Below are 22,567 nucleotides of genomic sequence, written 5' to 3'. Positions count from 1 at the left end.
TCTCGTCAGCGGGCNCCCGTCGATGTCGATCCGTCAGACGGTCAGCTCGGAACCACTGTCGGCGGCGGTGCCCCGCAACGCCGTCTCGGTGATCGCCCGCGCGACGTCCTGCGGGGTCAGGCCGAGGTCGGCCAGCAGCTGCGCGCGGGTGCCGTGCGGATACCAGCCCGGCTCGACGCCGAGGTCCCGCAGCGGGGTGTCGATCGACGCGTCCCTCATCGCCTTGGCGAGCGCGTCGCCGAAGCCCCCGGTGCGGATGCCGTCCTCCAGTGTGACGACGAGCTTGTGCCCGGCGGCGAGCTCCAGCAACGCCTCCGGCACCGGCGCGACCCATCGCGGGTCGACGACGGTGACGCCGAAGCCGTGCTCGGTGACCCGCTCCGCGGCCTGCATCGCGAGATGCCCGAAGGCGCCGCACGCGACGAGGAGGACGTCGGCGCCGTCGCCGCGCGCGAGGACGTCGACGCCGCCGACGCGTTCGATCGCGGGCAACGGCTCACCGACGGCACCGGTCGGGAATCGGACGATCGTCGGGCCGTCCACGACGTCGACGGCCTCGCGAAGCTCCTCCCGCAGGGTCGCCTCGTCGCGGGGAGCGGCGATTCGCACGCCCGGAATGACGCGGAACACCGACATGTCCCAGATGCCGTAGTGGCTCGGGCCGTCCGGTCCGGTGATGCCGGCGCGGTCGAGGACGAAGGTGACGCCGAGCTTGTGCATCGCGACGTCCAACAACACCTGGTCGAAGGCGCGGTTGAGGAAGGTCGAGTAGATCGCCACGACCGGGTGCATGCCGCCCATGGCCAGACCCGCCGCCGAGGTGGCGGCGTGCTGCTCGGCGATGCCGACGTCGAACACACGGTCAGGGAACACCTTGGCGAGTTTGTCGATGCCGGTGGGGATCGCCATGGCCGCGGTGATGCCCACCACGTCGTCGCGGACGCTCGCCACCGACACGAGTTCGTCGGCGAAGACGTTCGTCCACTTGGTGGCGCTGGCGGCGAGGGACTTGCCGGTCTCGGGATCGAAGGCGGACGACGGCGAGTGCAGGCAGTCGTCCACGTCGTCTTCCGCGGGCTGGTAACCCTGACCCTTGCGGGTGATGGCGTGCACGATGACGGGCCCGCCGAAGCGCTTCGCCCGCTCCAACGCGCTCGTCACGGCGTCGATGTCGTGGCCGTCGACGGGCCCGACGTACTTCAGGCCGAGGTCTTCGAACATGACCTGCGGCGACACGGCGTCCTTGATGCCGCGTTTGAGCGCGTGCATGGCCTCGAACAGCGGCGGTCCGACGATCGGTGTGCCGCCGACGCGCTCGCGGATGCCGTCGAGCAGCTTCTCGTACGACGGGTTCAGCCGCAGCGTCGCGAGGTGGTTGGCGAGGCCGCCGATGGTCGGCGCGTAGGACCGGCCGTTGTCGTTGACCACGATGACGAGCGGGAGGTCCTTGCGGGCGGCGATGTTGTTGAGGGCCTCCCAGCACATGCCGCCGGTGAGGGCGCCGTCGCCGACGACCGCGACGACGTGGTGTCCGTCACCGCGCAGGACGTTGGCCTTGGCGAGCCCGTCGGCGTAGGAGAGCGCCGTCGACGCGTGGGAGTTCTCCACGAAGTCGTGGGGGCTCTCGTCCCGCGAGGGATAGCCGGTGAGGCCGTCCCGCTTGCGCAGGCCGTCGAACCGGTCGGCCCGACCCGTCAGGATCTTGTGAACGTACGACTGGTGGCCGGTGTCGAAGATGAGGCGATCACGCGGTGAATCGAACACGCGATGCATCGCCATCGTCAGCTCCACGACACCGAGATTCGGGCCGATGTGCCCGCCGGTGCGCGACACCTGGTCGACCAGAAAGCCTCGGATCTCCTCGGCGAGCTGTGGCAGGGCCTCCGCCGGAAGCTTCTTGAATGCCTTGAGGTCCGTGACGGTGCCGAGCAGGTCCGGTACCGGATTTCCGTCTGCGCGCTTCATGACACGCGAGTCTATCCGCACCACACTGGGGCACAACACGTCCACGACCACTGCGAGGAACCCGTCACTCATTCGCGGCGATATGTCGGATATCCGGCACTAACTTCCGATCGACGCGCTCAACGGATATACCGGTAGCCTCCGCACACAGTGAGATGATCCCGCCATGCTGCCGAAAGCCGACCTCCACCTGCATCAGGAGTGGTCACCCCGTCTGGATCGGGTGCTCGCCCGCCGACACCACCGCGCGCCGTTCGACTGGGGCGCGTGGCGTCGAACGTTGACGACCGAGGTCTCGCCGGGCATGGCACGGCTCCAGCATTTGACACGAACCCAACCCGCGCCCGCGGACGCCGACACCGACGACGCGTTCGTGGACCGCGTCGCCGACGCGTTGACGGATTCGGCGGCTGCCGGCGGGTGTTACGCCGAGGTCCGGTTCAGCGAGGAGACGGTCCGCAGGCCCCGATTCATGCCGCTGTTCCGTCGCGCCGAACAGGCTGTGCGCCAAGAGTTTCCCGACTTTCACGCGGAACCCGTGGCGAGCCTGGTGATGTGGCATGAGCGGCAGCGGCTGCGGCGCGCGGTCAACGCGTGCCGCCGGGCGGCCGACGAGGGGCTCGCCGGGGTGGACCTGCTCTACGTGCCGTACGCAGAGGAGGCCGACTGGCGGGTGGGGCGCGCCGTCGCGGCCGAGGCGGCGAGCGCCGGGCTCGGGGTCACCGTGCACGCCGGGGAGTTCTCCCCCGCGAACATCGCGGCGGTCGCGTCGATCGACGGTGTCAGTCGGATCGGGCACGCCACACACGCCGCCTACGACCCGAAGTTGCTGCGTCTGCTCGCCGACAGGGGCATAACCGTCGAGGTCTGCCTGACGGCGAATCTGGTGCTCGGTTCGGTCCCGTCGCTCGCGGAGCACCCGCTTCGCGCGTTCCTCGACGCGGGAGTGCCCGTGGCGCTCGGCACGGACAATCCGGTCCAGTTCGGGACGAGCATCGATCGGGAGTACGGCCAGGCCGCTCAGTTGGGCCTGTCGGCCGGGGAACTGAGCGACCTGACGCGGAACGGCGTGCGGGCCGCGTTCACGTCACAGCAGCGCCGTGACGCCCTCATGGCGTTGGTGGACGGGTCGGAGCGGGCGAGCCGCCTGGCCTGATCGGGTCGGCGTCCGTGGACGGACGCGGGACCCTCCGACGCGGAGGTCGACCGCCGACGACCGCCGCTAGGAGACCCGATCGAATTGCGCGACGGTCTCGAAGTGATGCGTCATCGGGAAGGCGTCGAAGGACGCGAGGTCGGCGAGTCGATAGCCGAGACCGGCGAACTCCCGGAGGTCTCGCGCCAGCGCCGCCGGATCGCACGCGACGTACACGACCGAACGAGGACGGGCCGCCGCGATCGCGGCGACGAGTTCCTTCCCGGCACCCGAGCGGGGCGGGTCCATCACGACGACGTCGGGCTTGGGTAGGCGATCGATGGCCGACTGCACCGTCGACGTCATGACGCTCGCGCCCGGCACCTTGGCGAGGTTCTCCTCGGCGCGACAGCGCGGGTCCGACTCCACGGCGACGACGGCTCCGTGGTCACCGATGGCCTCGGCGAGCGCGACGGTGAACAGGCCGGCTCCGGCGTACAGGTCCCAGGCGGTCTCGCCCGGCAGCGGGCCGAGCATTCCGGTCACGGTCGCGGCCAGTATCCCCGCGGCGGCGGGGTGAACCTGCCAGAACGCGTCGGCGTCGATGTGGAACTGGTGCGGCGGAAGGGACTCGACGACGGTCTTCGGGCCGGACTTCACGATGCCGCGCTTCTGCCGTCCGCGTTGGGTGTAGACGGAGACCTCGCCGTTGTCGCCCGCCACGACACCGACGTGGGAGGAACCAGGCCAGGTGCGGTCGAGCGTGTCGGTCGCGCGGATCTTCGGATCGGCGATGACGCACTCGTCGATGTGGACGATGTCGTGGGAGTGGTGCATCCTCAGACCGGGACGCCCGTCCCGGGTCACGGCGTACTGAACGCGGGTGCGCCAGTCGAGCAGACCGCCGGGGAGTGCCTCTACCTCGAAACCGGCCACATCGGACTCACTCAGTCCGCCGAGTCGGGTCAGCTGCTCCCTCAGAACCGTCGTCTTGAGGCTCAGTTGACCCTCGGCGGAGACGTGCTGGAAGTCGCAGCCGCCGCACAGCCCCGCGAATCGACATGGTGCCTCGACGCGGTCGGGGGACGGCGTGAGAATCTCGACGGCGTCGGCCAACCAGTACGTCTTCTTGCGGTCCGTCACCTCGATCCGGACGCGCTCGCCCGGCAACGCGTGCCGCACGAAGATCACAACCCCATCGGCCCGCGCGACGCAGTGACCTCCGTGGGCCACCGGCCCAACATCCACGATCACTAACGTCCCGCCAATCTGTCGTCCCATCGATCCAGGTCGAGGGTCTCGCTCGATTCGAGTTGCCAGGGCACGCTCGTGATCAGCACGCCCCGTTCGAAGCGCAGCCGACTCTTAATCCGCAACGCGCTTTGATTGTGCAGTAGATTCTCCCACCAGTGCCCGACGACGTACTCGGGGATGAACACCGTCACCAGATCGCGTGGTGAGGAGCGTTTCAGCGTCGTGACGTAGTCGACGATCGGCCGAGTGATCTCTCGATACGGTGAATCGACAATTGTCAATGGAATGGGGATCTTGCGGCGCTCCCATTCAACCTGCAGGGCGCGCGTGTCCCCATCATCCACATTGACCGTCAGCGCGGTGATCGTGTCCGGACGAGTCGCCTTGGCGTAGGACAACGCCCGAATCATCGGCTTGTGGACCCGGCTGACGAGCACGACGACGTGGTTTCGCGGCGGCAGCGGTGGTTTCCCGGACGGCGGCTCCAACTCGGCGGAGACGGCCGCGTAGTGGCGCTGGATCGCCCGCATCAGCACGTACAGGATCGCCATCACCGCGATCGAGATCCACGCGCCGTGCGAGAACTTCGCGACGACGACGATGACGAGCACCGCCGCCGTCATGAGCAGGCCGAACCCGTTGATGCTCTGCGAACGACGCATCCGCCGCCGCGCCGACGGATCCCGCTCGGTGCGCAACAGGCGACTCCAGTGCCGGATCATCCCGCTCTGCGCCAACACGAAGGACGCGAAGACACCCACGATGTACAGCTGGATCAGGCGCGTCTCATCGCCTTGGAACACCAGGACGAGCACCAGCGCGAAAGCCGCGAGGAGCACGATGCCGTTGGAGTAGGCCAGGCGGTCGCCACGGGTGTGCAGTTGCCGGGGCAGATACCGGTCCTGAGCGAGAATCGACCCGAGCATCGGGAAGCCGTTGAACGCCGTGTTCGCGGCGAACACGAGGATCAGCCCCGTCGACGCGGTGACGTAGACGAAACCGAGTGGGAAGCCCCCGAACACGGTCTCCGCCAACTGCGCCACGAGCGTCTTCTGGTGGTAGTCGACACCCGCGCCGACCAGATCGGTCACGGGGTTCTCGGCCATCTGGACACCCGTGAGCTTCGCCAGCGCGATCATGCCCAGGAACATGCCGACGCCGAAGACGCCCATGATCAACAGCGTCGTCGCGGCGTTACGGCCCTGCGGTTTGCGGAACAGCGGCACCCCGTTGGCGATCGCCTCGACGCCGGTGAGGGCCGCGCAACCCGACGCGAACGCCCGCAGCATGAGGAACGCCAGCGCCGCCCCGGCCAGATCGGGTTCGCTGGGGGCGATCTCGTAAGCGGCGCTCGCGGCGACCAGGTCCTCGCCCATGACGAACTCGCGAAACAGGCCGACACCGATCATCACGAAGATCCCCGCGACGAACGCGTACGTCGGAATCGCGAAGAACCGGCCCGACGAGCGCACACCCCGAAGGTTCACGGCCGCCAACGCGACGATCGCGCACACGCAGAAGAAGACCTTGTGCTCCTGGACGAACGGCACGGCGGAGCCGACCGTGGCGGCAGCCGCCGAGATCGACACGGCGACGGTCAGGATGTAGTCGACGAGCAACGCGCTGGCCACGACCAGGCCCCAAGATCGTCCATAATTGACGCTGACGACCTGGTAGCCGCCGCCACCGTTCGGATAGGCCACGACGTTCTGGCGATACGAGGCGACGACGGCGATCATCACGAGCGCCACCAACAAGCCGATCCAGCCGGCGTAGACGTAGGCCCCCGCGCCGGCGACGGACAGCGCGAGGAAGATCTGCTCGGGCGCGTACGCCACCGAGGACATCGCGTCCGAGGAGAACACGGGCAGCGCGATGCGCTTCGGCAGGCGGGTACGCGCCAGTCGGTCGGAACGCATCGGTCGTCCCACCAAGAGCCGCTTAACCAACGAAGTCGGGCGCACCACGTCCGGTAGCCTAACCACGCTATCGCGGTACCGCTACGGTGAGGTGTCGACAATGCATGTCGTGATCATGGGATGTGGTCGAGTCGGGTCGGTCCTGGCGCACAGCATCTCCGAACGGGGCCATTCGGTGGCGATCATCGATCGCAATCCGGAGGCGTTCCGGCGCCTCGGCGCGGATTTCGACGGCCAGTCCATCACCGGAGTCGGCTTCGACAAGCGCATTCTCACCGCCGCGGGCATCACCCGCGCCGCCGCGTTCGCCGCCGTGTCCTCCGGTGACAACTCGAACATCATCGCCGCGCGTGTCGCCCGCGAGGTGTACGGCGTGAACACCGTCGTCGCCCGAATCTACGACTCGCAGCGAGCGGTCGTCTACGAACGCCTGGGCATTCCGACCGTGGCGACGGTGCGGTGGACCGCCGACCGCATGCTGCGGCACCTCGTCCCCGACGATCAACCGCCCCTCTGGCGCGATCCGACGTCGACCGTGTCCATGGTGGAGGTTCGATACAGCGGCGAATGGATCGGCCACCCCCTCGCGCGGCTCGAACGCGCGGCCGGCACACGCGTCGCGTATCTCATGCGGTTCGGCATCGGCACACTCCCGACGAACTCCATGATGATCCAGGACGGCGACCAGTTGTTCATGCTCGTCACCGAGGACATCGTCGACTCTGTGCGGGCCGTCGCGGCGGGCACGCCGGAAGGGCAGGGCGAGTGATGCGCATCGCGATCGCCGGAGCGGGCAACGTCGGACGGTCCATCGCCACCGAACTCATCGGCAACGGCCATCAGGTCCTGCTGATCGAACGCTCCCCCGCCAACTTCACTCCGTCGCGGGTCCCCGAGGCCGAATGGCTCCTCGCCGACGCCTGCGAGCTGTCGAGCCTGCAACAGGCGCACATCGACCAGTGCGACGTCGCGGTCGCCGCCACCGGGGACGACAAGGCGAACCTCGTCATGTCCCTACTCGCGAAGACCGAGTTCGCGGTCCCCCGAGTCGTGGCGCGCGTCAACCGCGCCGAGAACGAATGGTTGTTCACCGATCAGTGGGGCGTCGACGTGTCAGTCAGCAAGCCCCGACTGCTCGCGGCACTCGTGGAGGAAGCCGTCAGCGTCGGTGAGCTCGTCCGGCTGTTGACGTTCCGCCAGAGCGAGGCGAACCTCGTCGAGATCACCCTGCCGCCGAACACACCCCACGCCGGGTCGCCGGTCGCCGCGTTGGCGCTACCGCCGGACGCCGCGCTCGTCGCGATCATCCGCGGCTCGCGCGTGATCCCACCATCGCCGGAGGACACCATCGAGGTCGGGGACGAGCTCGTGTTCGTGTGCACGGAGGGCGCCGAACAGGCGATGCGGGCCGCCGTCCTCGGCACCCCGGACGACGACTGAGACGCGGCGGGTCAGGCGGTCTCCGCGACCGGCTCCACGGGTTCCGCGGGCTCCTTCGGGTGCACCCGCCGGATCGTCCACAGCGTGATGATGACGAGCACGGCCGTGACCGGGTACCCGCCCAGCAAGGTCACCACACCGAGCACGTTGTCCAGGTCCAGCTCGTACAGCCACCAGCGGGCCGCGTTCTTGACGAGGAACACCGCGCCCCACAGGACCGTCAGCCACGAGAAGACGCGCACCAGGCGCGGATTGTCGCGCCACTGCGCCTTGCCGCCGCCCGCGATCACCGACCAGAACCAACCGACGAGCGGATGCCGGACCAGGACCGAGCCGAGCAGGGCCAGCCCGGTCACGGCGCCCTGAATGATGCCGGGCAGATAGAAGTCACGGGTCTCGCCGCTACGCCACGCGAGCCACGCGCCCAGACCGATGCCGAACAGACCGTTGATGGCGTGCCGGACGGGCTCACCGCGGAACGCGCGCATCCCGGCGATCGTCAGCGCCACCACCACGGCGGCGGCGATGGCCCAGCGCAGGCCGCCCTCCCAGACGATGTTCGTGATGACGAACACTCCGACGGGAATGCCCGACTCGATGATGCCCCGCACGCCGCCGAGCTGCTCCGACAGCTGCTCGGTGAACGGGGGAAGCTCGTCGGCATCGGACTCGTCGGCACGCCCGGACGCCGCTTCGGTCTCCGTCACCGTCGGGTCCGTCAGATCCGGCTCGTCGGTCGCCACGCCTGGTTCGTTCGGCGCCTGGTTCGCCATGTGTTCCTTTCGATGGACGGAGCAGACGTCTCGTCCACGTGCTCGCCTAGTGGTCACTCATCGTCGGGATTACCGATCAGCTCGTACCACGGGTTGTACATAACGATACGGTCTGACTCCCCCGTTGCCACCCGGCCACGCGCGATCAGCTTGCGACCCGGTTCGATCCCGACGATCCGGCCACGCCCGATCCACAGCAACGTGACCGTGAAATCGCCGTTGAACAGTTCGGCCTGAACGGTCGGCAGCCCCGACGCGGGACTCATCACGACCGTCGTCAATCGCCCCACGATGTGCACGCGCTCCCCACGAACGGGACGCGAGCACGCCGCCACCTCGGATTCGTCGCGCACCGAGGCGGCGTACAACTCCTCCTCGGTGGCGGTCAGCCCTTCGAGGAACCGGGCGGCGCGGGACTGCTGCCGCGGCATCGAACTTCCGTTCCCTTAACGCTTCTTAGGACGCGGTGACGGCTTGCGCTTGGCGGTCCGCGCCGATCCGTTGACACCACTTGCGCCGGCCGTGCCGGGCGAGGACGCCGCGGGTGTCTGACCGGTGGCGTTCGACTGCTTCGCGGCGGCCACTCGTGCCTTGGCCTCCTCTGCCATCTTCGCGGGCAGACGAAGCGGCAGACCCTCGCGCACCGGCATGGCTCCGGCCCCACGTTCGACGACGACGCCACGCAGGGTCTCGTCGAGCGCCGGCGCGGCGTCCACGTCAACGGCGCGGCGGCCCTGGAACAGGCCGCGCACAAACCATCGAGGTCCATCAATACCAACGAAACGCACCGCGGCGTTGTTCTGGCCGGCCGGGTGCACGAGCAGTTCGACGCCGAACGGCCCGTCCTCGACGGTCTCGACGTTGCCGCCCTGCTTCTCAACCGAGGACGCGATCTCCTCGCGAACCTCATCCCAGATCCCCGCCGTGCGCGGAGCGGCGAACACACCGAGCTGCAGCCCGCTCTCACCGTTGACAAGCAGGATCTGCTTCACATTGCCCTGGTCGTCGGTCTGCATCCGAGCCTCGACACCGGGCAGGGTCGGCACGCGCAGGCTCCCCAAATCAAGGCGGGCGACCTCGTCGTCAGGGGCGTCGTCGGAGTCGAAGGGGCCGGACGACTCGTCGGCGTCATCCGCGTCGTCCTCATCCGTGGCGAGCACGTCGCGCTCGTCGACTTCCGGCTCGCTGTCTTTCTTACGCCGACGTCCAAACACCGCTACATCTCCATCTTCATATCGCCCAGGGCGACGGCAGGGGCCGCCTCCGGGGCCGCAAATCCACCGGTGGACCCGTGTCCGCCGGTTCCACGCGCCGAGTCGGGAAGGTCGGTGACCTCCAGGAACTCGGCCCGTTCCACACGTTGCACCACCAGCTGCGCGATCCGATCACCCCGGCGAATCGTCGCCGTCTCGGTCGGATCGGTGTTGATCAGATTGACGCGGATCTCGCCGCGATATCCGGCGTCGACCGTACCGGGAGCATTGAGCACCGTCACACCGCACCGGGCCGCCAGGCCCGAGCGTGGATGTACCAGTCCAACATGACCGGCCGGGATGGCCAGTGCGACTCCGGTGCCGACGAGCGCCCGCTCTCCGGGCTCCAGGATCAGGTCCGCCACGGCGTACAGATCCGCGCCGGCGTCAAGCGGATGCGCGTACGACGGCAAGGGCAGGGCGGGATCGAGGCGGACGACGGCAATCGTCAGTCCACTGTCTCCATTAACCCCCAATGGCTTCCGACCTTCCCTGATCATCGAGGCGGTACGCTCACGAGCATGGCGCCTGTAGACCGTACCGCTTTCGTCGAACGGCTCACCGTGCCCTGGTGGGTGTGGCCGGTCGGTTTGGCGTTCGCGACGATCCTCGCGGTCGAGATCGGGCTCGGGGCGCCCGGTTTGACGACCTGGCTGCCGTTCGTCGTGATGATTCCCGCCGCGGTGGCGCTGATGGTGTGGCTGGGTCGGCTGCGGGTATCGGTCGACGCGGAACACTTCCGCGTCGATGACGCGATTCTGCCGCTGTCGTGCGTGGATCGCGTCGACGTGTTGACGGGAACGGAGCTGCGCGACGCAATCACCGCGCAGTTGCATCCGTTGGCGTTCGTCGTTCAGCGGCCGTGGGTGCGTACCGCCGTCCGAGTCTGGCTCGACGATCCGGAAGACCCGACACCGTACTGGATCATCTCCACCCGACACCCCGAACGACTCCGCGCGGCGCTGACCGCCAAGTCGGAGGAGCCCGCGGTCCGGGCGTCCTGATCCGAACGGGCGGTTCGCCGTCGCGGCACTACGTTCGACCCGTCGCGTGACCGACTCTCATGCGGGTGCTCGGTCCGGACGGGAGAACGTGGCGTGTGTGCCGCAGCACGGCACACACCGAAACAGGCGATGGCCGCGAGCCCTTAGGCCGCGCAGTCTTTACAGATCAACTTGCCCTTCTTCTGCAAAGCGAGCTGACTGCGGTGGTGAACCAGGAAGCAACTGGAGCAACGGAACTCGTCGTTCTGCATCGGGAGCACCTTGACGGTCAACTCCTCGTCGGCGAGGTCGGCGCCCGGAAGTTCGAAGTTCTCCGCGACCTCCGTCTCGTCAACATCGACGCTGCCAGACTGCGCGTCGGCCCGTCGCGCCTTCAATTCCTCAAGACTGTCGTCGCCTGATTCCTCGGTGTCTCGGCGTGGTGCGTCGTAATCGGTAGCCATTCTTGCCTCACTCCCACTTCGTCTATTTATCGCGGAACCCGCCGCTGGTCACAACAGCCCTGTGGCGAAGGGTCCCTCAAACCGCCACCCTGATGCGGGCACCGTGGTCACGGCTTGGTGGCCGCGAGCGGCGCCCGCCCCAACGGACACCTCCCCGCGAGCGCGGTACCTTACCCCGCGCGTCAAGGCTCTGTACGTCGGGTACCCGACAGTTGTTCCCTGGTTGAGTCGCATACCACAAAATCCGAGCCAGAATCCCGGATAAAACGGACATAACAAAGTCACGACTCGCCCCCCGCCCGACCGGTTCTATGACGGCGACACACGATAACCTCTCCATCGACGACCGACTCGGGGAGGCAGTGGTGCGCATAGCGCAGGTTCGCGCGTTGATCATCGTGGGGGTCCTCGTGCTGCTCGCGGGAGGCACGTCGTGGTGGGCGATCTCCCACGACAGTCAATCCACCGCCGGTGGTGACGACTGCCCCGCCGACGCGGTCACCGTTGACCTCACGTTGCCGGAGACGAACGAGGTGACGGTTCGGGTCCTCAACGCGACAGATCAAATCGGGCTCGCCGATTCGGCGGCGACCCAACTGGCCGAGTATGGCTTTGTCATCGATTCGACCGACGACGCCAAGGCCGACGAAATGAAAGCCTCCGCCGAAATTCGTTACGGCCCCAAGGTGGTCGGCGGCGGACATCTGCTGGTGGCGTATTTCGCCGACGCGGCGCCGATCTTCGACCCCAAGAACGATAAGGATTATGTCGAGATCGTGCTCGGCCCCGGTTTTCAACAGATCAACACCGAAAGTGATGCACGACAAAAGCTCTCGGTCATCGGTCGCCCGAAAGCTCCCGATGGCACCTGCGCCATCGAATAGCGCGAACGTGACACGACGCGCCGTGCCCCGACAAAACCGCTCGAGTACAGGTCGTTCGTGGCCTACTAGTACTCACGGTGGCTGTTGGGTAGAACCCGGCGTTACAATTCACGCCTGCCCTCATGGTCGCCGACACGGCCATGTCGGGTCACATGCCAATTTACGGCTGGCCGGAGTGCACAATGATGCCTGGTACGGCCATGCCCGCCCAACGCCTCGGAAGGTAGTTCGTGACAGACGCGAGCCCCAACGGTACTGACGTCCGTTCACTGACAGAGTCGCTTCTCCAGCTGGCCAATGGTCGAGGTGGGCAACTCACATCAGCCGATGTCGCCGGTTTTCTCGAAAGCGCTCAGATCGCGCCCGCGCAGGGAAAGAAGATTCTGCGCGCCCTCGCCGAGGCCGATGTAACCGTCATTGTGGATGGGTCCGCGAGCACACGCCGCACCGTGCCTGCGGCCCGCTCGGCGACGCCGGCGTCGAAGGCCGCCACGGCCAAGACCGGCGCTAAGAAGACCACGAAGAAGGCCGCCGCCAAGAAGGCCGCGGACGTCGACGGGGTGTCGGACCTGAATGCCCCCGAGTCCGACGCCGAAGGCGCCGCCAAGAAGACGGTGAAGAAGGCCGCCAAGAAGGCCACCGCGAAGAAGACGACGGCGAAGAAGAAGACCGCCGCCTCTCCCGAGGACGCGGCCGCCGAGGACGTCGTCGCCATCGCCGAGCAGGCCGCCGCCGACGCGGCCGGCCCCGACGGTCTCGAAGACATGCCGGGTGCCGAGGACAAGCCGAAGAAGGCCGCCAAGAAAACGGCCAAGAAGACCACGAAGAAAGCCACCAAGAAGACCTCGAAGTCCAAGAAGGATGACGAAGAGGGCGGCTCCGACTTCGACTGGGACGACGAGGATTCCGAGGCTCTGAAGCAGGCCCGCAAGGATGCCGAGATGACCGCTTCGGCGGACTCGGTACGCGCGTACCTGAAGCAGATCGGAAAGGTGCCGCTGCTCAACGCGGCCCAAGAGGTCGAACTGGCCAAGCGCATCGAGGCGGGCCTCTACGCCGGTGAGCGGCTGCGGCTGCTGCGTGAGGCGGGCGAGGAACTGCCGATCCAGGACCGCCGAGACCTGGAATGGATCTCGCGGGACGGCGAACGCGCCAAGAACCACCTCCTCGCCGCGAACCTGCGACTCGTCGTGTCCTTGGCGAAGCGCTACACGGGCCGAGGCATGGCGTTCCTGGACTTGATCCAGGAGGGCAACCTGGGTCTGATCCGCGCGGTCGAGAAGTTCGACTACACCAAGGGCTTCAAGTTCTCGACGTACGCGACGTGGTGGATCCGACAGGCCATCACACGCGCGATGGCCGACCAGGCCCGGACGATCCGTATACCGGTGCACATGGTCGAGGTCATAAACAAGCTCGGCCGGATTCAGCGCGAACTCCTCCAGGACCTCGGTCGGGAACCGGCGCCGGAGGAACTCGCCAAGGAAATGGACATCTCCCCGGAGAAGGTCCTCGAGATACAGCAGTACGCGCGTGAGCCGATCTCGCTCGATCAGACGATCGGCGACGAGGGTGACAGCCAGCTCGGAGACTTCATCGAGGACTCCGAGGCGGTCGTCGCCGTCGACGCGGTGTCATTCTCGTTGTTGCAGGGCCAGTTGCAGCAGGTGCTGCAGACCCTGTCGGAGCGCGAGGCGGGCGTCGTGCGGCTGCGGTTCGGCCTGACCGACGGTCAGCCTCGCACGCTGGACGAGATCGGCCAGGTGTACGGCGTCACGCGTGAGCGCATTCGGCAGATCGAGTCGAAGACGATGTCGAAACTGCGGCACCCGTCGCGGTCTCAGGTCCTGCGCGACTATCTCGACTGACGGCCATCGGCCTCATTCACGACGGTTCCCGGTTCGCGGGCCCACGGCTACGGCCGTCGGGTTTCTCGCGGGCCGGGAACCGATATTCTGCGGCGCTTTTCGGTCTCGCGCAAAGAAACAGAAATGACGCGGCGCGCGCGGCCCGGCTTTGCGGCTTGCCGAAGAGTGCATGCGTCGTATACCGTGTTCTGACCACGACCTCCTGGGTATCGAGTAACAGAATGTGAGCCCCGTCGCTTACCAACCCGGCTCGGGAAGTCTGGTCGTTGATTCCGTGTTGCAGGATGAGTCAGAGGGCCCCAATCCCTGGGGCGGAAGCAAGTAACTAGTGTCAACTGTGACCAGATCCGATCACAGCGGAGGAGAGGCAATGACACCCACCCTGACGCCCCCACCAGAGACGGACACGCGACCCGTCACAGGTGAAAGCTGCGATCGTTGTAGCGCTGCGGCCAAGCTCCGTATTACCCTCGCGGGCGGGGAAGACCTGGTGTTCTGCGGACACCACGCAAACAAATACGCGGAGAAGCTCGTCAAGATCACCGTCGACTTCACCGCCGACAGCGAATTCGATTGGCGCGGAAGCGACCTGTTGGGGTCGAAGAACTAGTACTGCCCATAGCCACAGCACGGCGCCGGGTTCCCAAAGCCAAGGGAACCCGGCGCCGTTGTCATGTCCGGCTGTCGGTCGGGGGACCGTATCGGCTCCCCGGCCGGCTCACAGCTTCTGTATGGCGCGGATGCGCTGTTCGAGCTGCTCGATCGTCGCCTGCGCGCTCGGTGGGCCTCCGCACAGCTGACGCAGTTTCGCGTGGATCTTGCCGTGTGGTTCGTTCGTCGCATGGTGCTGGGCCGACACAAGTGCGTTGAGTTGTTTGCGCAGCGCGACGCGACGCTCGGCGGGACTCAGTTGAACGGGCGCGGCGGCGCGCTGTTGCGGCGCCGCGGAGCTTCTCGCCGCGATCTGTTCGGCCTGCCGCTTCCGCAGGAGCGCCTGGACCTGCTCGGAGGTCAACAGGCCCGGTAGCCCGAGGAACTCGGCCTCCTCCGGGGTGCCGGGTTGGATCGGGGTGCCGAAGGACGCCCCGTCGAAGATCACCTGATCGAGTTCGGCGGTGGAGGCGAGGGTCTCTCGTCCCATGCCGAGGTCCGCGCCCGGCTCGTCCCGAACGCGCTGCGCCTCGGCGAGCAGGTCCTCGGGGTCGGCGTCCGTCTTCGGACCGATGACGTGATCGCGCTCGTTCTCAAGGCCCGCGGCGAGCTCCAACAGGGGTGCGACGCTGGGGACGAACACGGAGGCGGTCTCACCGCGACGACGCGAGCGCACGAAGCGTCCGATCGCCTGGGCGAAGAACAGGGGCGTGTGCGCGTTCGTGGCGTAGACGCCGACGGCGAGACGAGGGATGTCGACGCCTTCCGACACCATCCGCACGGCGATCATCCACCGGTCGTCCGAGTTCGTGAACTGAGCGATGCGATCGGACGAACCGGCGTCGTCCGAGAGCACCAACGTTGGTTTCGTTCCGGTGACGCGTTCGAGGATCTTCGAGTAGGAGCGCGCCGTCTGCTGGTCGGAGGAGATGACGAGGCCGCCCGCGTCCGGCATGCCCGCCGATCGCAGGGCCGTCAGGCGCGCGTCCGCCGCGCGCAGCACCTGGGGAATCCAGTCGCCGGCCGGGTCGAGGGCCGTCCGCCACGCCTGCGACGTGAGATCCTTCGTCAGCGGCTCGCCGAGACGGACCGCGAGTTCGTCTCCGGCGCTGGTCCGCCAGCGCGCCTCACCCGAGTACGCGAGGAACAGGACGGGTCGGACGACGCCGTCGGTCAGGGCGTGCGTGTAGCCGTAGATCGAGTCGGGTCGCGAGCGGAGGCTTCCGTCGGCGCCGCGTTCGTAGTTGACGAACGGGATCGGGTTGTCGTCGGAGCGGAACGGTGTCCCGGTGAGGGCGAGGCGTCGTTCGGCGGGCCCGAACGCGGTCTGCACCCCTTCGCCCCAGGATCGGGCGTCGCCCGCGTGATGGATCTCATCGAGGATGACGAGCGTCGGCTTGGTCATGGTGCGGCGTCGGTGGACCGCCGGGTCGGCGCCGATCTGCGCGTACGTCACTACGGCGCCGTGGAAGTCACTGGCGGTATGGATGTCGGCGTTGCGGAAGTTCGGGTCGAGCGCGATGCCGACGCGCGCGGCGGCTTGCGCCCACTGCGTCTTCAGGTGCTCGGTCGGGGCGACGACGGTCACCTGCGAGACGACCTTGTCGTCCAGCAGGTCCGCCGCTATTCGCAGCGCGAACGTCGTCTTTCCCGCTCCGGGCGTGGCCACCGCGAGGAAGTCCTGCGCGCGGTTGCGATGGTAGGTGACCATCGCCTTGCGCTGCCAGGCTCGCAGTGGTGGCAAGGAATCGCGATCGACCACCGGCATCGTTCGTCATGCTCCTTTTCGGATCAACCCCACGGCACTGCCCCCGCCGTTTCACGACGGGGGCAGTCGAATGAATTCGAGTTTAGCGCCCCTCGCTCGGTGCTTCCGGCGACACGGACTGCGCGACATCACATCGAGCGATGTATCTATTACCGTTCCAAGAGGATGGTGCGCGGGCCGACGTTGACGCTGTGCACCAGCATCGACGCCCCGAACCTTCCAGTCTCCACTGTGGCGCCAAGAGTGCGCAATCGCTCGACGACGGCCTCGACGAGCGGTTCGGCCACCGGCCCCGGAGCGGCCTTGTTCCAGCTCGGACGACGCCCCTTTCGGGTGTCGGCGTAGAGGGTGAACTGACTGATCACCAGGATCGGCGCGGCGACGTCCGAGGCCGAGCGTTCGTCGTCGAGGATCCGCAGGGTCCAGATCTTGTCGGCGATCCACGCCGCCTCGTCGACCGAGTCGTCGGTGCTGACGCCGACGAGCACCAGCAGACCATCCGTTATCTCCCCGACGGTCTCGTCTCCCACCGTCACCGACGCCGTGCTCACCGTTTGCACCACCGCTCGCATGCCCACCATCGTGCCAAGTCGGTCGGGCGAGTCCGCCCTGAGGTGGCGGTCTCGTCCGCGAGGTGGAAGGCTGGCGATATGCCGAACGCGCACGAAAAGCCGGCCCTGATCACCGACGCCGAGCCGAGCCGCGACGAACAGCTGCGGATCCGACAGATCCGATACGGCGTCATGATGGCGATCCGGGCACTGCTGCTGATCGTGGCGTTCATACTCGTGAGCGTCGAGGCGCCGCTCCTGTGGTTGTGGTTGTCGTTGTGCGCGTTGGGAATGGTGTTGCTGCCTTGGATGGCGGTGCTGGTCGCCAACGATCGCCTGCCGAAGGAGCGTCACCGATTGTCGAACCGGGTGGGGCCGAAACGCCGACGTTCCCGGACTCGCGAGGTCACCTCGAACGAGGCGCCCGAACCGGATGAGTCACCTGCGTCACGCGTCATCGATGTCGATTCCTGATTTCGGCGTCGGACGTGACAGACTGGGACACGAAACAACAGGGTTGACGACAGAGGCGACGACGATGACCGAGACTTTCCAAGGCGACGGCGGCACGATTCTCCAGGAGCGCACCAGCTCCGAATACCGTTACGACGACGGCGATGAGGAGAAGTTCGCGCACTATGTGCCGAAGGACAAGCTCATGGACTCGATGGTGTCGGGAGTCCCGATCCGCGCGCTGTGCGGAAAGCTGTGGGTCCCTTCGCGCGACCCGGAGCGATTCCCGCTGTGTCCGCTCTGCAAGGAGATCTTCGAGTCGATGAGCGGCAGCGGCGGTGGCGGCGGCGATTCCGAGGACTGACCTCGTCTTAGGTTTCGTGATCGGGGGACGCGGTGCTGTTGCTGGTACTCAGCCTGCTCGGGACAGCCGTGTTCGCCGCGTCCGGCGCCGCGGCTGCGGCGGCCCGGCGCTTGGACCTGTTCGGCGTGGTCGTCGTCGGTTTCATCACCGCTCTCGGCGGTGGAATGATCCGTGACGTCGTCATCGGCGTCTCCCCGCCGGTGGCGTTCGTCGACTGGCGGTACTCGGTGACCGCGATCCTCACGTCCTCGGCGTTGTTCTGGACGCATGCCCGGGTGTTCCGTCTGCGACGCACCATGTTGACGCTGGACGCGGCGGGGCTCGGACTGTTCACGGTCGTCGGCACGGCGGCGGCGATAGACGCGGGCCTACCGGTGATCGGCGCGTGCATGGTCGGGATGATCACTGGCGTCGGCGGTGGCGTCATCCGAGACGTGCTGACCAACGAGGTGCCGGTGGTCCTGCATCGGGAGATCTACGCGGTCGCCTCGGCGGTGGGCGCGTTGATCGTCGCGACCGGCAGTGTCTTCGACTGGCCGGAGGGGGTCATGTCGGTGATCGGCGCGGTCGTCGTGTTCGGACTGCGCATGGTCTCGGTGCAGCGGAACTGGTCGGCTCCGCTCCCGAAGCTCCCGCCCGAGAGCGCTTGACCCTGAACGGGAGTCGTCACCACACGGGCAACAGGACGACCGCCGGCAGGCACACCAGTCCGACGGCCATCGCGTAGGCCGTGATCCGCCAGCGCGGGGATCGCGGGGGCGGGTGGAGCAGACGTCGAACTCTCAGCAGGACTCCGGTGCCGTCGATGGCGAGCGCTCCGGCGGGTGTCGCGCCGCCTTGTCCGGCCGTTCCGATGCGCACCAGTGCCGAGGCGAGCGCGGCCGGGTCGCAGGCGTTCGCGGCGCGGTCGTCGGCGACGAGTTCGAGCAGTGTTCCGACGGCGGCGCGGGATCGACGCACGCCGGGGAACCAGCCGAAGGCGGAGACCCACGCGAAGAACGGCATCGCGACGAGGTCGTGCCGCTCCGTCAGGTGGGCGTTCTCGTGTTCGAGGACGGCGGCCAGTTCCTCATCATCCAATGTGGCCAGAGCGCCGCTGGTGAAGACGATGCGCGGGGCGTCGGCGGCGACACGGCCGGGAAGGCAGTAGACGGCGGCGACCGGATGATCGAGGACGTGCCCGTGTCCGGGCCGCGCGGCGGGCCAGGGGCTCGAGACGAGGCCGACGAGGTGCCGATGCCGGTACCGCGCCTGCATGGTTCGCCATACGGTGACGGGCAGGACCACGGCGAGCCGAAGGGACATCGCGAACGCGAGCGCGAACAGGATCAGGTGGCCGATTCCCAGACCGCCCGTCAGATCGCCTTCGGCGACGTTGCGGACGAACACGGTGGCCGCGACCAGCGGGGACTCGTCCAGCGGCGCCAGTGCCATCGCGCCGGCCGCGCCGAGCACGGTGATGCCCGCGGTCAGGCCGATGGCCTGCCACAGGATCAGTGCCGCGCGCGGTTCACGGGTGGCCCATGCCGCGTTGTCGAGCCACGCCGGAATCGGGCCCATCAGCGCGATCGCGGCGCCGGTGAGTACGAGGACGATGGCCAGGGTGTGTGGTCCGATCGGTCAGCCGCCTTCCTTCCGGCGGCGGAGCATCGCCTCGCCCAGGGCCTCGGCGAGCGCTTCGGCCTCACTGGGGCTGACGGAGCCGGCGAAACGCGCGAGCGCGGCCGTCGAGTCGGGTGCGGTGTCGAGTGCCTGCCGCATGAGTTCGACCACGTGGGCGTCGCGGCCGTCGACGGCCGAATAGCGGTGCGCCCGCTGACTGCGGTCGCGCGCGACCAGGCCCTTCGCCTCCAGGCGCGACAGGACCGTCAGGATGGTGGTGGCCGCGAGGTCGCGGTCCGGCATCGCGGTGCGCACCTCACGAGCGGTCAGCGGCCGCGGAGCGGACCACAGGACGTCCATGATGGCGTGTTCCAGTTCTCCAAGTCGCGCCACACTCAGCTCCTCTGTTCGATCGACACGGGGGTTCCTGACACGATTCTACCGTGCGTAGAACGGGGTCGCATTCACGGCATTTCCGGCAATCAGGGCATTTCTTCTCCCCGGTTTGTGCCACCTCGATGGTCGCTTCACGTGGTTTTAACAGACACGGAGTGATGCTTGATCCAGGCGTCACGTACGGGACTGACGCCGCCGCACTCTGGGAAGGCAAGCAACGTGGGAACCACGCTTATCGACAACGACAACACCACCAAGGAGCGTCGCGCGGATTCGAGCGTCACCGCCGACTCTGTTCGTGCCTATCTCAACGGGATTGGAAAGCACCGCCTCATCACTGCCGCCGAAGAGGTCGCACTCGCCAAGGCCATTGAAGCGGGGATCTTCGCGGAAGTCAAACTGTCCGACCCGGACAACCCGATCTCCGACGAGTTTCTTCGTCGCGATCTGGAACAGTTGGCACGGGAGGGATCCCGAGCGAAGGACATGTTGCTCAAGTCCAACCTGCGACTCGTCGTCAGCATCGCCAAGCGCTACACCAACCGCGGAGTCTCGCTGCTCGACCTGATCCAAGAGGGGAACCTTGGACTGATTCGCGCGGTCGAGAAGTTCGATTTCGCCAAGGGCTTCAAGTTCTCCACCTACGCGACCTGGTGGATTCGTCAGGCCATCACGCGCGCCATGGCGGACCAGGCGCGCACGATCCGCGTTCCCGCTCACACGGTCGAGCACATCAACAAGATGACGCGCGTCCGTCGCGAGCTCACCGCCTCACTCGGCCGCGAACCCTCCCATGTGGAGATCGCAGCGGAGTTGGGTGTCGAGCCTTTCCGAGTCCTGGAGCTCATGTCCTACGACCGGGACCCGGTGAGCCTGGACCAGCCCGTCGGCGACGACGGGGACACCCCCCTGTCGGACGTCCTGCGTTGCCCGACCGACCAACAGCCCGGTGAGGGTGCCTCCTACACGCAGCTGCGTGCCGAGGTCGGCAAGGTGCTCATGTCCCTCTCTCCGCGCGAGCAGGGCGTCCTGCGCCTGCGCTACGGGATCGACGACGGCCGTCAGCGCACGCTCGAAGAGGTCGGCAAGGCGTTCGGGCTCTCCCGCGAGCGGGTTCGCCAGATCGAGAAGCTGACGCTGCACAAACTGCGTCAACCGGGCACCGCAGCACAGCTCGCCGACTTCGCTCACTGAGGAACGGTGGGCACGCTCCGCGTCGACGGAGCACGAACGATCAGGAGGCGCAGGGGCGCTGCTTCCGCCGTCAACGGGGACGACAGGGGCGCACGAACGAACGGGGCACCATCCACGGCGAGGGAGCGAGTGACCGCCGCCGCTGCGAGGGGGCTGTCATAGCCGACCGGTACCATTTGACCAACTGTGGAACACGCCGCAACCACCGGGAACATTCCCGGTGGTGCGGTCGTTTACCCTCACGCCGCCTACTGCGGCGGCGACTCAAACGATCACGGCACAAGCCAACCAGTGGCAAAGGAATACGGGCGTGACGACCGATCTTGTGGACACGACGGAGATGTACCTCCGTACCATCCTCGAACTCGAAGAGGAGGGCGTGGCGCCGCTGCGTGCCCGCATCGCCGAGCGACTCGCTCAGAGCGGGCCGACGGTCAGCCAGACGGTCGCCCGTATGCAGCGCGACGGCCTGCTCACCATCCTCGGCGACCGCAACCTCGAGCTGACCACCGCCGGGCGTGAACGCGCCGTCGGCGTCATGCGCAAACACCGCCTCGCGGAACTGCTCCTCGTCAACGTCATCGGAATGTCCTATGAGGATGCCCACGAGGAGGCTTGCCGCTGGGAGCACGTCATGAGCGACGCGGTCGAGAAGAAGGTCTTCGAACTGCTGAAAGGCCCGACCCACTCCCCTTACGGCAACCCGATTCCGGGCCTCGACGCCCTCGGCGGCGACGTCAACGACGCCACGGGCGACCCCGCCGAACGGCACCTGGCGTCCCCGGGGCTACCGGGTTCGGTCAAAGTCATCCGGCTGTGCGAGAGCGTCCAGACCGACGCCGCGCTCCTGCACGAACTGCACAGCGCCGGGGTGAACCCGGGCGCCGTCGTCGACGTCGTGCAGCACGACAACGAGGTGCTGCTGTCACACGGGGAGACGACCACCCGGATTTCCGCGCAGGACGCGAGCCGGGTCTTCGTCGTCCCGGTCGGCTGAGCCGAGGGTTCGCGATCCGGCCAGGTCACCGAACCGTCTCGATGGTCGGCGACCACGGTGGTGCCCGCCGACACGTCCGATGCCGCCTCGTGCGATGGACGCCCGAACGGGACCCAGGACTCCGAAACGCCCATCGCGCGAGCGCCGCGTGCTAGTCGTCCTTGTCCGATTCGTCCTCGGCCGCCGCGCGCTCGGCGATCGCCCGCGCGACCTTCACGAGGGGTTTCACGGTCGCCGAGGCGTCGTCCTTGCTCGTGCCCTTGGCGGTGGTGAAGCGGAGGCTGTACATGTGACCGTCCGTCAGCCAGCCGATCTCCACGACGGGGCCGCCGCCCTTGACCTTCTTGCGAAGCGCGCTGTACGCGGTCTTCCCGAGGTCTTCGATCTTGTCCGCGCTGTCGGGAGCGATCTCCGACCAGTAGGTGTCGGCGTCAGCCGCTGTCGACGCCTTCGTGAACGTGATGTCGGGCAGTGATCCGGCCGTAGTCAACAGGACGCAGCTGACCACCACGTCGGCGCCGCCGGCCTGCGCGATCGAGAACGACTGGCCGGTCGCCTCGACCAGCTCGGCGAAGTCGAGGTAGACGCACGCGCCTCCGGCCTCGGCGGCCGGAACGCTCGGTGTCGGCGCGGGGGGCGCCTGGGTCGGGGTG

The 22,567-nt window shown here is 67.4% G+C and carries 25 protein-coding genes; 12 read left to right on the top strand and 13 right to left on the bottom strand.

The features are described 5' to 3' along the window. Positions 1 to 33 precede the first annotated feature (33 nt). Positions 34 to 1,965, bottom strand: coding sequence for a 1-deoxy-D-xylulose-5-phosphate synthase (gene dxs / locus ACM9NP_RS18560; protein ID WP_415648004.1), 1,932 nt, complete (start codon positions 1,963 to 1,965; stop codon positions 34 to 36). A gap of 166 nt (positions 1,966 to 2,131) precedes the next feature. On the opposite strand from dxs, the gene ACM9NP_RS18555 reads away from it, so the two are divergent. Further along, positions 2,132 to 3,121 (top strand): amidohydrolase family protein, encoded by a 990-nt coding sequence (locus ACM9NP_RS18555; RefSeq protein ID WP_415648003.1) that lies wholly within the window; start codon positions 2,132 to 2,134, stop codon positions 3,119 to 3,121. A gap of 66 nt (positions 3,122 to 3,187) precedes the next feature. Here ACM9NP_RS18555 and ACM9NP_RS18550 read toward each other — a convergent pair whose 3' ends face one another. Then, complete coding sequence (locus tag ACM9NP_RS18550; RefSeq protein ID WP_415648002.1) at positions 3,188 to 4,381, bottom strand: class I SAM-dependent RNA methyltransferase; 1,194 nt, start codon at positions 4,379 to 4,381, stop codon at positions 3,188 to 3,190. Further along, a complete protein-coding gene (locus ACM9NP_RS18545) occupies positions 4,354 to 6,321 on the bottom strand; it encodes an APC family permease (protein ID WP_415648001.1) in 1,968 nt (655 codons plus the stop codon). The genes ACM9NP_RS18550 and ACM9NP_RS18545 overlap by 28 nt, the downstream gene beginning before the upstream one ends. Before the next feature lie 52 nt (positions 6,322 to 6,373). Here ACM9NP_RS18545 and ACM9NP_RS18540 point away from each other — a divergent pair, with 52 nt between their 5' ends. Both ACM9NP_RS18540 and ACM9NP_RS18535 read left to right on the top strand, forming a co-directional pair. Next, entirely contained in the window at positions 6,374 to 7,042 is a 669-nt protein-coding gene (locus tag ACM9NP_RS18540) for a potassium channel family protein (protein ID WP_415648000.1), read from the top strand. Further along, entirely contained in the window at positions 7,042 to 7,713 is a 672-nt protein-coding gene (locus ACM9NP_RS18535) for a potassium channel family protein (protein ID WP_415647999.1), read from the top strand. Before ACM9NP_RS18540 ends, ACM9NP_RS18535 begins: the two co-directional genes overlap by 1 nt. 11 nt (positions 7,714 to 7,724) lie before the next feature. Here ACM9NP_RS18535 and ACM9NP_RS18530 read toward each other — a convergent pair whose 3' ends face one another. The 4 genes from ACM9NP_RS18530 to dut form a co-directional block, all read right to left on the bottom strand. Then, positions 7,725 to 8,420: a DUF3159 domain-containing protein gene (locus tag ACM9NP_RS18530; protein WP_415648019.1), complete on the bottom strand. Its 696-nt coding sequence runs from the start codon at positions 8,418 to 8,420 to the stop codon at positions 7,725 to 7,727. 119 nt (positions 8,421 to 8,539) lie between these two features. Next, the gene (locus ACM9NP_RS18525; protein ID WP_415647998.1) at positions 8,540 to 8,917 is read right to left on the bottom strand and encodes a single stranded DNA-binding domain-containing protein; all 378 of its coding nucleotides are present in this window, start codon (positions 8,915 to 8,917) and stop codon (positions 8,540 to 8,542) included. Between the two features lie 15 nt (positions 8,918 to 8,932). Then, a complete protein-coding gene (locus ACM9NP_RS18520; RefSeq protein ID WP_415647997.1) occupies positions 8,933 to 9,700 on the bottom strand; it encodes a DUF3710 domain-containing protein in 768 nt (255 codons plus the stop codon). A 2-nt stretch (positions 9,701 to 9,702) separates the two neighbouring features. Beyond that, entirely contained in the window at positions 9,703 to 10,239 is a 537-nt protein-coding gene (gene dut, locus ACM9NP_RS18515) for a dUTP diphosphatase (RefSeq protein ID WP_415647996.1), read from the bottom strand. 21 nt (positions 10,240 to 10,260) lie between these two features. Between dut and ACM9NP_RS18510 the strand changes: the two genes are divergently transcribed. Then, positions 10,261 to 10,743 carry a DUF3093 domain-containing protein gene (locus ACM9NP_RS18510; RefSeq protein ID WP_415647995.1) on the top strand — a complete coding sequence of 161 codons (483 nt, stop codon included), beginning with the start codon at positions 10,261 to 10,263 and terminating at the stop codon, positions 10,741 to 10,743. 143 nt (positions 10,744 to 10,886) lie between these two features. Here ACM9NP_RS18510 and ACM9NP_RS18505 read toward each other — a convergent pair whose 3' ends face one another. Then, complete coding sequence (locus ACM9NP_RS18505; protein WP_415647994.1) at positions 10,887 to 11,186, bottom strand: DUF4193 domain-containing protein; 300 nt, start codon at positions 11,184 to 11,186, stop codon at positions 10,887 to 10,889. A gap of 365 nt (positions 11,187 to 11,551) precedes the next feature. On the opposite strand from ACM9NP_RS18505, the gene ACM9NP_RS18500 reads away from it, so the two are divergent. From ACM9NP_RS18500 to ACM9NP_RS18490, 3 genes are all read left to right on the top strand, one after another. After that, complete coding sequence (locus tag ACM9NP_RS18500) at positions 11,552 to 12,070, top strand: LytR C-terminal domain-containing protein (RefSeq protein WP_415647993.1); 519 nt, start codon at positions 11,552 to 11,554, stop codon at positions 12,068 to 12,070. Between the two features lie 230 nt (positions 12,071 to 12,300). Then, positions 12,301 to 13,938, top strand: a complete 1,638-nt coding sequence (locus ACM9NP_RS18495; RefSeq protein ID WP_415647992.1) for an RNA polymerase sigma factor — start codon at positions 12,301 to 12,303, stop codon at positions 13,936 to 13,938. A 370-nt stretch (positions 13,939 to 14,308) separates the two neighbouring features. Beyond that, complete coding sequence (locus ACM9NP_RS18490; protein ID WP_415647991.1) at positions 14,309 to 14,548, top strand: DUF7455 domain-containing protein; 240 nt, start codon at positions 14,309 to 14,311, stop codon at positions 14,546 to 14,548. Positions 14,549 to 14,656: 108 nt separating this feature from the next. Here the strand turns inward: ACM9NP_RS18490 and ACM9NP_RS18485 are convergent, their stop codons facing one another. Both ACM9NP_RS18485 and dtd read right to left on the bottom strand, forming a co-directional pair. Then, positions 14,657 to 16,357, bottom strand: a complete 1,701-nt coding sequence (locus tag ACM9NP_RS18485; RefSeq protein WP_415647990.1) for a DEAD/DEAH box helicase — start codon at positions 16,355 to 16,357, stop codon at positions 14,657 to 14,659. A gap of 149 nt (positions 16,358 to 16,506) precedes the next feature. Further along, a complete protein-coding gene (gene dtd / locus ACM9NP_RS18480; RefSeq protein ID WP_415647989.1) occupies positions 16,507 to 16,929 on the bottom strand; it encodes a D-aminoacyl-tRNA deacylase in 423 nt (140 codons plus the stop codon). Positions 16,930 to 17,007: 78 nt separating this feature from the next. On the opposite strand from dtd, the gene ACM9NP_RS18475 reads away from it, so the two are divergent. The 3 genes from ACM9NP_RS18475 (at position 17,008) to ACM9NP_RS18465 (ending at position 18,375) form a co-directional block, all read left to right on the top strand. Beyond that, positions 17,008 to 17,382 carry a DUF3099 domain-containing protein gene (locus ACM9NP_RS18475; protein ID WP_415647988.1) on the top strand — a complete coding sequence of 125 codons (375 nt, stop codon included), beginning with the start codon at positions 17,008 to 17,010 and terminating at the stop codon, positions 17,380 to 17,382. A 64-nt stretch (positions 17,383 to 17,446) separates the two neighbouring features. Continuing rightward, on the top strand, positions 17,447 to 17,725 hold the full coding sequence (locus tag ACM9NP_RS18470) for a DUF3039 domain-containing protein (protein ID WP_415647987.1): 279 nt from the start codon (positions 17,447 to 17,449) through the stop codon (positions 17,723 to 17,725). A 32-nt stretch (positions 17,726 to 17,757) separates the two neighbouring features. Then, entirely contained in the window at positions 17,758 to 18,375 is a 618-nt protein-coding gene (locus ACM9NP_RS18465; protein ID WP_415647986.1) for a trimeric intracellular cation channel family protein, read from the top strand. A 16-nt stretch (positions 18,376 to 18,391) separates the two neighbouring features. On the opposite strand, the gene ACM9NP_RS18460 is transcribed toward ACM9NP_RS18465, so the two are convergent. Both ACM9NP_RS18460 and ACM9NP_RS18455 read right to left on the bottom strand, forming a co-directional pair. Beyond that, positions 18,392 to 19,285 (bottom strand): M56 family metallopeptidase, encoded by an 894-nt coding sequence (locus ACM9NP_RS18460; protein WP_415647985.1) that lies wholly within the window; start codon positions 19,283 to 19,285, stop codon positions 18,392 to 18,394. A 60-nt stretch (positions 19,286 to 19,345) separates the two neighbouring features. Further along, positions 19,346 to 19,720 carry a BlaI/MecI/CopY family transcriptional regulator gene (locus tag ACM9NP_RS18455; RefSeq protein ID WP_415647984.1) on the bottom strand — a complete coding sequence of 125 codons (375 nt, stop codon included), beginning with the start codon at positions 19,718 to 19,720 and terminating at the stop codon, positions 19,346 to 19,348. Positions 19,721 to 19,942: 222 nt separating this feature from the next. On the opposite strand from ACM9NP_RS18455, the gene ACM9NP_RS18450 reads away from it, so the two are divergent. Both ACM9NP_RS18450 and ACM9NP_RS18445 read left to right on the top strand, forming a co-directional pair. Further along, entirely contained in the window at positions 19,943 to 20,917 is a 975-nt protein-coding gene (locus tag ACM9NP_RS18450; RefSeq protein ID WP_415647983.1) for a sigma-70 family RNA polymerase sigma factor, read from the top strand. Positions 20,918 to 21,227: 310 nt separating this feature from the next. Beyond that, positions 21,228 to 21,914, top strand: a complete 687-nt coding sequence (locus ACM9NP_RS18445; protein ID WP_415647982.1) for a metal-dependent transcriptional regulator — start codon at positions 21,228 to 21,230, stop codon at positions 21,912 to 21,914. Between the two features lie 151 nt (positions 21,915 to 22,065). Here ACM9NP_RS18445 and ACM9NP_RS18440 read toward each other — a convergent pair. Continuing rightward, positions 22,066 to 22,567: hypothetical protein (locus tag ACM9NP_RS18440; RefSeq protein WP_415647981.1), on the bottom strand; the 502-nt coding region annotated here is incomplete at its 5' end.

The organism is Stackebrandtia soli (assembly GCF_965137155.1).
GTDB classification, from domain to species: Bacteria; Actinomycetota; Actinomycetes; order Mycobacteriales; family Micromonosporaceae; genus Stackebrandtia; species Stackebrandtia soli.
Note: the sequence above shows the minus strand (reverse complement) of the source record. Positions and strands in the feature narration are given on the sequence as shown.